We start from the raw sequence: 10806 nt of genomic DNA, 5'->3' as shown, positions 1-10806 counted from the left end.
AGACAAGTGGCCGCACAATCCATGCCCGAAGGGGCAACAGTCGAAAAGTGGAAGGTCTTCCATTCGATCCGTAAGGCTCGTGATCCCTTGGGTGCAACGGACAGGGGCCTCGCCATTTTGAATGCGCTTTTGTCATTCCACCCGGACGACGAACTGTCGAGCGATGGAACGCTCATTGTATGGCCCTCCAACGAACAGCTCATGGCCCGTGCAAACGGTATGCCGGCAACAACACTGCGGCGCCACCTGGCGGTTCTCGTGGAATGCGGATTGATCATCCGTCGCGATAGCCCGAATGGGAAACGTTTCGCGCGCAAGGGTCGGGGAGGGCAGGTTGAGCAGGCCTATGGTTTCGATCTGTCACCAATCGTTGCACGTGCCGCCGAGTTCGAAGAGCTCGCAGAAGCCGTAGACGCTGAAAAGAAAGCCTTCAAGGTCGCCAAAGAACGCCTGACGCTGCTTCGTCGTGACATCGTGAAGATGATTGACGCTGGCATTGAAGAGGGTGTGCCGGGCAATTGGGGCCGCGTGAGCCAGATCTATCAGGAGATCATGGCCCGTCTTCCAAGGACAGCGCCGCGGCAGCTGATAGAGAGTTTGTGCGATGAGCTCCAGGACCTGTGGCAAGATATCTGTGATGTACTGGAATCTTTCACAAAAACAGAGAATCCGGGTGCCAATGAGTCCCAAAATGGTCGCCACATACAGAGTTCAAATACCGATCATCTTTCTGAATCTGAACAAGGCTCCCGAACAAAAGACGAAGCGGGGGGCAGCCTTGAGGAAAACAACAACCTGCGGAGCTTGCCGAAACGGGATTTGCCATTGGGTATGGTGCTTGAGGCTTGCCCGGACGTGAAGGACTATGGCCAGAATGGCCAAATAACCCGCTGGCGTGACCTGCTGGCAGCCGCGGAAGCGGTCCGGCCGATGTTGGGTATCAGTCCAAGCGCCTGGCAGGAGGCCTGTGAAGCCATGGGTGAAACGAACGCAGCGATCACGCTGGCGGCGATCCTGCAACGGGCCGACCAGATCAACAATCCTGGCGGTTATCTCAGAAGTCTGACGGATAGGGCGCGCGATGGGCAGTTCTCGACCTGGCCGATGGTTATGGCGCTCTACAGGGCTAAACTCGAGACAATCAAGGGTGAGGTGAAGGCGCAGTCAGATCTGACGGGTAGAGATGAGCGAGGGCAGGGTGGATACGTTGTATCGGATGCCTTGCGTGCGTCACTGAAGAAGCCACAGACATGATCAGCGCGCCGACGGTGGCTCTTTGTTCGTCTGCTAGCCTTCTTCCTCTTCGAGAAGGCAGTCGAAGCTATTCATCAACGCATCGACAATCGCTTGTCCGAGATCGGTTACGAAATGTTTGAGAGTGCTACGCTAAATCAGAGGCGCGCGATGAGTAACGCGTTCGCGCATGATAATCACTCCGGCAATTCTGCCGTGTTGACATCGAGTAGTCCAATGCGTCTGGCTCGATCGGTCAGGTTCTTGACGGAAGAGGGCACTCATTTGGTTCCGCCTCGCGGCGTTCGTTCGTGCAAATGCTCGAGCTGGCTGGCAATCTCGCGCAATGTGAGTTCAGGATTTGACGAGTGGATCCGGGCAACATGTGTCATGAGGCAATCCTCTGGCGGACCTGGTGCGATTCCGAAGCATAGGAGAGAAGCGCGTTTTGAGGCGTTGGATAGAGGACGTCCAAACGCGACTGAATGCCCATGAAATCTTTACTCAGGCTGGCTCCGCCTCTGATCCGGCCGGACATAGGGTGCGGCGCAAGCGAGAATGGCCACACCTGGCTCCCGGCAGACCGCCAACTCAATCGCAGCATTGTCCACGGTTAATGTCTAGGCGCGCGATGGGCCAACGACCCGCTCCATTTATTTTTGAAAATCATTTGACGAAATGGCAAGGTGATGGCAATCTCATCCCTGACAGGAGAAATTCACATGACTTTACGCGGAACCAATCAGGAATCGGGGCGGCCTTTCAACAGGCGTATCGTGCTTGAATCGATCCGCCTGCATGGCCCAACGACGCGCGGCGACATAGCCGCCCGCGTCGGGCTCACAGTCCAAACCGTTTCCACAATCGTGCGTGAACTGGAGGAACAGGGTCTCACCCTTTCCGTCCGCGAGGAGCCGAAGGGACGCGGCATTCCGCCATCAAAGCTCACCATCAACCCGGAAGGTGGCCACGCCGTCGGCATCCATCTGACGCCGCTCGGCATCGAGGCCGCTCTGGTCAATTTGCGTGGTGATGTGGTTGAAAGTCGCCGGCGCGACGCCTCGAACCCGACGCCTGACGAAGCCTTCACCCTGATCAGGGACATGGTCAGCGAACTCAAGGCCAGCCCGCTGCGTGGCCGGCTTCTTGGCGCGGGCCTGGCATTGCCGGGTCCCTTCGACGTCGAATCCATGAGTTTCGTTGGCCCGACCACCATGACAGGCTGGAAGAATGTCGACATTCTCCAGCGCCTTGCTGCGGCGACGGATCTGCCGGTCTTCATTGAAAACGATATGGCGGCGGCGGCTCTCGGCGAACAGCTTTACGGCTTTGGTCAACAATTTTCGGATTACTATTACCTGTTTTTCAGCGTCGGTCTTGGTGGCGCCATGCTGAACGATGGCGTGGTGATGCGCGGCGCCTGGGGCAATGCCGGCGAAATTGGCCACATCCCGGCAATACCCGATGGCGAGCCATGCCCCTGCGGAAACCGCGGCTGTCTCGAACGCTATCTGTCGCTGGACGCCTACAGGCGGCGCGGCCTCACCGAGGCGGAATGGGTCTGCGAGGTCGCGCCAATGTTCCGCCACGCGATCCGCACGATCGAAAACCTGTTTGATCCGCAAACCGTTGTGATTGGCGGCCTGGCACCGCAATCGCTGATCGATCAACTGGCAACGCTGGTTGACGGGCTCGACAATTCGGTTTCCGCGCGCGCCAACCGCACCAGTCCGCGCGTTGTCGCCGCCCGCGACTGCCAACATTCCGCACTTCGCGGTGCCGCCGCGCTCGCGGTCTATGGAATCCTGTCACCACGTTACGGGCAAATGTTTGAAACATAAGAAAAGGGGAATGCCAAATGAGCGAGAAACTGCTCGTCCTGGACAATATACGCATGAGTTTCGGAGCGATCGAGGCCCTCAAGGGCATCAGTTTCTCCATCGGCAAGGGCGAGGTCGTGGCCCTTTTGGGCGACAACGGAGCCGGGAAATCAACCCTGGTCAAGATCATTTCCGGCGGACAGAAAGCGACGTCCGGGCGCATGATCTTCGAAGGTCAGGAATATCAGGCAAACACGCCTGCCGAAGCCAAGGCCGCAGGGATCGAAACCGTCTATCAGGATCTTTCGCTCTGCACCAATGTCGACGTGGTCGGCAATTTCTTCATGGGTCGCGAAATCACGCGCAAGATCGCCGGCATTCCCTTTCTCGATGAAAGGGCGATGGAGGAGATCACAGGCAAGGCGCTCGCCAATGCCGGCACCCGCATTCCCTCGCTGCGGGGCAAGGTGGAGCATCTGTCCGGTGGCCAGCGCCAGGCGATCGAACTCAACCGCTTTGTCCACTGGGGTGGCAAGCTCATCCTTCTCGACGAGCCTTTCGCAGCCCTCGGCGTCGAACAGACGCGGCGCGGGCTGGAGATGATCCGCCACGTCGCCAATCAGGGCATTGGCGTCGTCATCATCACGCACATCATGCAGCAGGCCTTTCAGGTCGCTGATCGCATCGTCGTCATCCGCCAGGGCGTTGTCGCCGGCGATGTCGAATGCAGCAAGACAAACGCAGATGCCGTGATCGGAATGATCACAGGTCAAACACTCGCTGGTGCCGGAGCAGCGAGCAACTAATCAAAAAGGGAACCGGCTCAAAACTGGAGTAGACGAAAATGAAGCGAATGATGCTAACCCTGCTGGGCGGCTTGCTGCTCGGCCTATCCATGATCACGACCGCGGCCGCCCAGACAAAGGGCATGGTCTATTATCTTGTGCCCACTTTGAACGACGAGTTCCAGACCGGTTCGGTCAGCGCGCTCGGCATGTTCCTCAAGCAGGTCGGCTATGATCTGACGACGCTCAACGCCGATAACAAGACAGAGGCACAGCAATCGCAGATGAACGACGTCATCGCGCTGAAGCCGTCTGCGATCATACTTGCCGCTGTCGATTTCAACGCGCTGAAGCCTTCCATTGAATCGGCGCGCGCCGCCGGCATCCCGGTCGTCGAATTTGACCGCCAGATCACCTCGACCCCCTCCGACTTCACCTCGGTGGCAGGCACTGTCGAAATCGGCCATATCGCTGCCGACCAGGCAGAGGCCATGCTGAAAGCCCGTAATGGTGTCGTAAAGGGCAAGATCCTGCAGGTTCTTGGCGACCCCGGCGATCCCTATACGCTCGACATCCAGAAGGGTTTCGAGGAAAAGATGAAGGCCTTCCCCGATGTCAAGATCATCTCTCTGCCTGCGCTGCAGTGGGAAGCGAGCAATGCCGGAACGATCGTTTCCGACCAGTTGCTGTCCAACCCCGACATCGACCTGATCTTTCTGCATGCCGCAAGTCTTTCCGTTGCAGCGACGGCCTCGCTTGAAGCGGCCGGCAAGAAGCCCGGCGACATCATGATGATGAGCTCGAACGGCGCACCCGTCGGCCTCGACCTGATCCGCAAGGGCTGGCTGAATGTCGAAGTGGAACAGCCCCTTTATGCTCAGGCCGCTGCCATCGCCATGTTCATGGACAAGATCGTCGCCAAGCAGGAAATCAAACCCGGCGAATATGACGTCATTGGCCTCAAGGGTGACCTGACGAACGAAAGCTGGGGACCGAATATCAAGATCCCCGGCTCGGCAATCACCAAGGCGAATGTTGACAATCCGGCCTTCTGGGGCAACCAGAAGCCGCCGACAGACGCCATCCAGCCCGTCAAGTAAGACGGCTCTTCCGCCCGGGGCCATCGATGGCCCCGGCTCTCTCCCCTCCAATCCGGATTTGCCGTATGTCTCCTCGAACACGCAAAATTCTTGAATTCCTCCTCAACAATCTCGTCTGGTTAATGCTCGTTGTTGTGCTTGCATTGTTCTCAGCCCTGATTCCGAACTATTTCCAACTTGGCATCTTTGCCAATATCATCGAAGCCTCGAGCGTTCTGGGCGTCATGTCGATTGGCCTTGCTATCGTGATTATCACCGGTCACATGGATCTTTCGGTCGAGTCTGTCGCCGCCCTCTCGGCAATGGCCGTCAGCATTCTGTTCTGCTCCGCAGGCATCGGCCTTGGATACAAGCTGTCGCCCGAATGGCTGATGGTCCCTGTATCATTGGCTGTTGCCTGCGCCATCGGCGCGCTGATCGGCTTCTTGAACGGCGTCCTGGTCGTCAAACTGAAGATGAGCGCTTTCATCATCACGCTCGCCTCCTTTATCTGGGTCCGCGGTCTCGTGCTGGCTGTTTCCGGCGGACGCTCCGCACAGGATCTTGCGCCGGCGATCCGCTGGTTCGCCGTCGAGCGCCTGTTCGGCATCCCGCTGTCGGCCTGGATCGCGATCGCCTGCTTCCTCATTTTCTCGATCATGATGACCAAGACGCCCTTCGGTCGTCACCTGATCATGATCGGCGGCAATGAGACTGCGGCCTTTCGTGCGGGCATTCCCGTCAAGCGCAACCTGATCATCGCCTTTATCATGGCGGGCGCGATTGCGGGTCTGGCTGGTTGGCTGCTTTCGGTTCGTACCTCTGGCGCCACAGCCAATCTCGGCGTCGGGCTGCTGTTCAACGCATTTGCGGCAGTCGTCATCGGCGGTGTGAGCCTCAAGGGCGGGGTAGGCGCACTGCCTGGCGTTTATGCCGGCGTTCTGCTGCTTTCCGCCATCAACACCGCCATCAATCTCATGGGGCTGCCTGCGACCTATACCCAGGTCATCCACGGTCTGTTGGTGCTGGCAGCCGTTCTTCTAGACACATTCAAACAAAGGCTCCATCAGAGGCTCGCATGACGGACAGATTGAAAGACAAAATCGCACTGGTCATCGGTGCGTCCCGTGGGATCGGCAAGGCCGTGGCCGTGCGCTTCAAGGAAGAAGGGGCCAAGGTCGTCATTGTTGATTTCGAGGAGGAGGCAGGACGCGCAGCCGCCGCCGAAATCGGTGCCGATTTCGTGCTGGCCGATATCTCGAAAATGGACGATGCCGTTGCTGCGGTCGATTTCGTGCTTGCGCGGCACGGCAGGCTGGACGCTATCGTCCAGAACGCCGGGATCTATCCCTGGCAATTGATCGAAGACACGACGCCAGACGACTGGGACCGGGTGATGGCCATCAATCTGCGCGGCTGCTTCAATGCCGCCCGCGCAGCGCTGGTCCCGATGAAGAAGCAGGGTTCGGGACGCATTCTCTTCACGTCGTCCATTACTGGTCCGCATGTGACCAGTCCGGGCCATGGACATTATGCTGCCAGCAAGGCGGGGATCAACGGTTTCATCCGCTCAGCCGCGCTGGAATTCTCCTCCTATGGCATCACGGTCAACGGCGTCGAGCCTGGCAATATCCTGACCGAGGCGATCCAGTTGCATCGAAGCGCCGCATTCATCGAAAACATGGAGGTTGCAATCCCGCTTGGAAGGCTCGGCTCCCCACGGGATGTCGCCAATGCGTTCCTGTTCCTGGCCTCGGACGATGCCAGCTACGTGACCGGCACGACCATTGTCGTCGATGGCGGACAATTGCTGCCTGAAGGCGCTGATTTCCGGCTCTTGCCTCCCTGAGGCGGGCGGGCAGTCATATAGGCAACCGCATATGAATAAGCCGACGGTGTTGAACCGCCGTCGGCATGATTCTATTCGATGGAATAACGTGATCAGACGATCTTGCCACGGGCGACAATCGGCCATGATGTGGGTGCGCTAAGCCCATCACCGGCAACCAGGACCGTATCGACCATGTTCGTAACGACGCAGGCATGGTTCGGCACGATTCGGACCCTGTCGCCGACCGCCAGTCCGATGGCCCCTGAGCTGATCAGGCGTCCATGCTCCTCGGACAGTTGATCGATGGCAATGTCGTCGCGGCCGAGCACATGCCCATAGCCGGTCAGGCCGAGAAGGTCGGACGTGAGCGTCTTCGAACCGGCATCGATGATCGCGCGGTTCGGGGTGGGGACGGAAACGACCGTCGCCAGCACGGTCAAGGCGCAGTCATCCCAGCCGCAAACGCCGCGCGCAACCAGCGAGCCGTCATTATAGACATAGGTTCCCGGCCGGTATTCGGTGGTGACGGGAGCGTCGGCAGCCTGCATCATCGAGGGTGTGCCGCCCGAGGTGATGACGGGCACCGCGATACCGCGCGCCTCGATCAGGGCTTTTGCCTGCGTCATGAACGTTTCAACGACGGACTCCCCACCAAGCGGCGGATAGGTCATCAGCCCGCCAAAGACAAGCCCCGGAGAGGCGTCGATATAGGTGGCCAGGGCTTCGGCAGCCTCGGGGCTTTGTACACCGCAACGGTTTGCTCCGGTGTCGCATTCAACAAGGACGGGAAGTAGGGAGGTCTGGTCGCCGAAGGTCGCAGACAGGCCGTCAGCGACCCTCTTGCTATCGGCCACCACCGACAGACGCACCTTTTGGGCAAGCGCCTTCAGGCGATTGAGCTTTTCAGTGCCGAGGATGTTGTAGGTGATCAGGACATCGGTGATGGCGTCGCTGCCGGCAACCATGGCTTCGGCCTCGGACACCTTCTGGCAGGTGATGCCGACAGCGCCGGCCGCCAGCTGGATTTCAGCGATGGCCGGTAGCTTGTGCGTCTTGATATGCGGACGCACGCGCAGCCCGTGGCTGTCTGCGTAATGCTGGAACCGTTCGATATTGCGCCTGGCTATGTCGAGATCGATCAGCACGGCCGGCGTGTCGATGGTGGCCAGGTCATCGGGTGAAAAGGGCATGGGTACCTCGCTCGGATAGAGCTTGCGCTTCTGGAAATGGAGCACGCCCGTTCATCGCCGACTTGTGGGCATCGGCTATTTCTTGGCGGTCGCTCTTGACAAGTCATCCCTCACGAGACTTGATATGTCAATCCAATAAAACGGATACATGTCCGGTATATTAGAATTTTAGGGCTCGCTGCATTCAGCTGGACAATCTGTCCCCTGGATGAAGCCGCGACAGGCAGAAGAGGAAAATTGTCATGACGATCAGGCGTTACGGTGCAGGCGAAACAGGTGCAGGCGGACAACCACTGCCTTTCGCCCGCGCCGTCGAGGCAAACGGCTGGCTCCATGTGTCGGGTCAGGTGGCGATGGAAAAGGGCGAGATCGTGGGTGGCGGCATCGTAGCGCAAACCCGCAAGGCGATCGAAAACCTCGTCGCCATCCTGCATGAGGCCGGCTATAGCGTCGAGGATGTTGTGCGTGTTGGCGTCTGGCTCGATGATCCCCGGGACTTTTGGAGCTTCAACAGTGTCTACACCGAATATTTCGGCAAGAACCCGCCCGCCCGTGCTTGTGTTCAGTCACACATGATGATCGATTGCAAGGTCGAAATCGACTGCGTCGCCTACCGCGCCGATCGCGGTTGACGCCAAATCGGAGACAAGCATGGCAGACACCGCAGGCGAGCCGGTTATGCGACGTACACGGGGACTGGATCGCGCTTTCGAAATCCTCGAATTCCTTCGCGTGAAGCGGCGGCCGATGCGGCCGAACGAAATCGCCTCCGAGATCGGGGCGCCGCGCTCGTCGGTCTATGAACTTGTCAATCTCCTGCTCAATCACGGCATGCTCGACTATGAAGGCGGCGACGGTCGCGTCTACCTCGGTCGCCGGCTCTATTTTCTGGGCACGGCCTATGCCGAACAGTTCGACCTGATGCGCGAATGTGATCGCATGCTGCTGCGGCTGAGCGAGGAGACACGAGAAACGGCGCAGATGTGCGTTCTCGAAGGCCGAAAATACACCGTCGCCATGATGCGGGAAGGCCTTCGGCCATTCCGGATTTCGGCCAGTATCGGCGAACTTGTTCCCCTCCCGTGGACCGCATCGGGTCGCCTGCTTCTCTCGCATCTGAGCGACACGCAGATTCTCGACCTCATCCCGCCGGAGGATTTCGTGTTGCCAAGAGGTATACGCCTGGAGCCTGGCGAGTTCATCGCTCAGGCGCGCAAGGCCCGAAGCGACGGCTTCTTCACCTTCAACAGCGAAATCGAAAATTTCACGCAGTGTTTTGCCGTTCCGATCTATCAGCCTGACGGGATCTGCACCGCCACCCTCTGCCTGGTCGCGCCGCGTGAAGACGGCCTGAACAATCGCGATCGCTATTTGAAAAGCCTTTTGACTGCCGCCAGCGAAATCTCGGAAAAACTGGGATACGGGCGGGAAACGCCAGGGCAGGACCTGCCAAGGGAACGCACCGGCGGCGTCAGGGCAATTGATACACGAGGATAGTTGAAAATGGAAATGACAAACCCCGCAGGTCTGGTGCTTGAAGGGCCAGGAGGACTGCGCGCCGAATTCGCCTCGAGCGGTGCGCGACTTCTGCGGCTCGACATTCCGAACAGTCATGGCGGCAGCACGCAAATCGTCATGGGCACAGCGCAAGACGCAAGCCAGCCGGACGGCGACACCTGGGGGGGCACCATTTGCGGCCGCTTCGCCAATCGGATTGCCGACGCTGCCTTTGAACTTGACGGCGTCCGTTACAGCCTGCCTGCCAATCACGGTTCAAGTTCCCTGCATGGCGGGCCGCAAAGCTTTGCCCTGCGGGACTGGGACGTCGAGACGGGTGAAGAGACCCTGACATTCCGGCTGACGTCGCCCGATGGCGAGATGGGCTATCCCGGCAATCTCGACGCCGTCGCCTTCTATGGCCTTTCGGAAAGGACACTCTGGCTGGAAATGACCGCCACGACCGACAAGCCCACGATCATCAATCTGACCCATCATGCCTATTGGAACCTCAAGGGCGAGGGCAATGCGTTGGGACATGAGATAGAAATCCCCGCCTCTTATTATTCCGCAGTCGATGAACGGCTCATTCCGCTAGGTCCGCCTGAAGCTGTTGCCGGAACGATGTTCGACTTCCGCGCAATGCGCCCGATCGCCATTCCCTATGATCACAGCTTTTGTCTGGATGCCGGTCGGGGCAGCCTGCATCTGGGGGCCCGTGTGCGCGAACCCGAGACCGGACATATCATGGAAGTGTGGACAACGGAGCCCGCCATTCAGCTCTACACGGCAAACCATTTTTCCGGCGAACTGGTTGCACCTTATTCGGAGATGGTCGCGAACGGCGCCCTTGCGCTGGAACCGCAGACATATCCTAACGCACCCAATGAGCCGACCTATCCGAGTGCGGTCCTGCGTCCGGGAGAAACCTATCGGCACCGCATCGAATGGCGTTTTTCCGGTTTCTGAATTTCAGTTTATAGCCCCGCGGCTTTGGTCAAATTGACCCTGAACCTGTCGCGCCTGCGCTGATAGCGGCGCGTCATCTCGGCGGATGTATGGCCAAGCTGCTTCTGCACATAGCGCTCGTCCACCTCTGCCGAGGTGGCAAGACCCGCGCGCAGCGAGTGGCCGGAAAAGAGTTTCACACGTTCAGCCTCTGGCAGTTCACCACGTATGCCGGCGGCAAGGATGGTTTTCTTGACGAGACGGGCGATCTCCTGATCCTTGAGCCGTTCGGGACCGACAGCCTTGCCCTTGCCGGTCACACGCCGGAAGAGGGGGCCGTGGGCAATCTTGGCGAGTTTCATCCAGGTCTCAACGGCAACAACCGGGCAGGTGCGTTCAGACGAACCCCGGCCGATCTCAACT

11 protein-coding genes and 1 pseudogene are annotated in these 10806 nt (G+C 59.0%); 9 read left to right on the top strand and 3 right to left on the bottom strand.

Annotated elements, in window-relative coordinates:
* On the top strand, positions 1-1254 hold a 1254-nt coding region (repC, locus tag NHF56_RS19460; protein WP_252807698.1), incomplete at its 5' end, for a plasmid replication protein RepC.
* A 263-nt stretch (positions 1255-1517) separates the two neighbouring features.
* On the opposite strand, the pseudogene NHF56_RS19455 reads toward repC, so the two are convergent.
* Positions 1518-1649 (bottom strand): annotated as a pseudogene (locus tag NHF56_RS19455) (DNA invertase); the annotation flags it as partial.
* Between the two features lie 306 nt (positions 1650-1955).
* Between NHF56_RS19455 and NHF56_RS19450 the strand changes: the two are divergent.
* The 5 genes from NHF56_RS19450 to NHF56_RS19430 all read left to right on the top strand — a co-directional run bounded on the left by NHF56_RS19450 (position 1956) and on the right by NHF56_RS19430 (position 6766).
* Positions 1956-3074, top strand: a complete 1119-nt coding sequence (locus NHF56_RS19450; protein ID WP_252807696.1) for an ROK family transcriptional regulator — start codon at positions 1956-1958, stop codon at positions 3072-3074.
* A 17-nt stretch (positions 3075-3091) separates the two neighbouring features.
* Positions 3092-3859 carry an ATP-binding cassette domain-containing protein gene (locus NHF56_RS19445; RefSeq protein WP_252807694.1) on the top strand — a complete coding sequence of 256 codons (768 nt, stop codon included), beginning with the start codon at positions 3092-3094 and terminating at the stop codon, positions 3857-3859.
* A 47-nt stretch (positions 3860-3906) separates the two neighbouring features.
* Entirely contained in the window at positions 3907-4938 is a 1032-nt protein-coding gene (locus tag NHF56_RS19440; protein ID WP_373456345.1) for a sugar ABC transporter substrate-binding protein, read from the top strand.
* Between the two features lie 65 nt (positions 4939-5003).
* Positions 5004-5999, top strand: coding sequence for an ABC transporter permease (locus tag NHF56_RS19435; protein ID WP_252807690.1), 996 nt, complete (start codon positions 5004-5006; stop codon positions 5997-5999).
* Positions 5996-6766 carry an SDR family oxidoreductase gene (locus NHF56_RS19430; protein WP_252807689.1) on the top strand — a complete coding sequence of 257 codons (771 nt, stop codon included), beginning with the start codon at positions 5996-5998 and terminating at the stop codon, positions 6764-6766. Before NHF56_RS19435 ends, NHF56_RS19430 begins: the two co-directional genes overlap by 4 nt.
* 92 nt (positions 6767-6858) lie before the next feature.
* Here NHF56_RS19430 and NHF56_RS19425 read toward each other — a convergent pair whose 3' ends face one another.
* Positions 6859-7938: a D-TA family PLP-dependent enzyme gene (locus NHF56_RS19425; protein ID WP_252807700.1), complete on the bottom strand. Its 1080-nt coding sequence runs from the start codon at positions 7936-7938 to the stop codon at positions 6859-6861.
* 242 nt (positions 7939-8180) lie between these two features.
* On the opposite strand from NHF56_RS19425, the gene NHF56_RS19420 reads away from it, so the two are divergent.
* The 3 genes from NHF56_RS19420 to NHF56_RS19410 are packed head-to-tail and all read left to right on the top strand — an operon-like array spanning position 8181 to position 10404.
* Positions 8181-8570, top strand: coding sequence for a RidA family protein (locus NHF56_RS19420; protein WP_252807687.1), 390 nt, complete (start codon positions 8181-8183; stop codon positions 8568-8570).
* A gap of 19 nt (positions 8571-8589) precedes the next feature.
* Complete coding sequence (locus NHF56_RS19415; RefSeq protein WP_252807685.1) at positions 8590-9435, top strand: IclR family transcriptional regulator; 846 nt, start codon at positions 8590-8592, stop codon at positions 9433-9435.
* A gap of 6 nt (positions 9436-9441) precedes the next feature.
* Entirely contained in the window at positions 9442-10404 is a 963-nt protein-coding gene (locus NHF56_RS19410; protein ID WP_252807682.1) for an aldose epimerase family protein, read from the top strand.
* 8 nt (positions 10405-10412) lie between these two features.
* Here the strand turns inward: NHF56_RS19410 and NHF56_RS19405 are convergent.
* Positions 10413-10806, bottom strand: a 394-nt coding sequence (locus NHF56_RS19405) for a tyrosine-type recombinase/integrase (protein WP_252807680.1), incomplete at its 5' end; no start/stop codon positions are given.

Source organism: Rhizobium sp. L1K21 (assembly GCF_024055895.1).
GTDB lineage: Bacteria > Pseudomonadota > Alphaproteobacteria > Rhizobiales > Rhizobiaceae > Ensifer_A.
The sequence above is the reverse complement of the archived record's forward strand: the minus strand, read 5'-3'. Positions and strand labels throughout refer to the sequence as shown.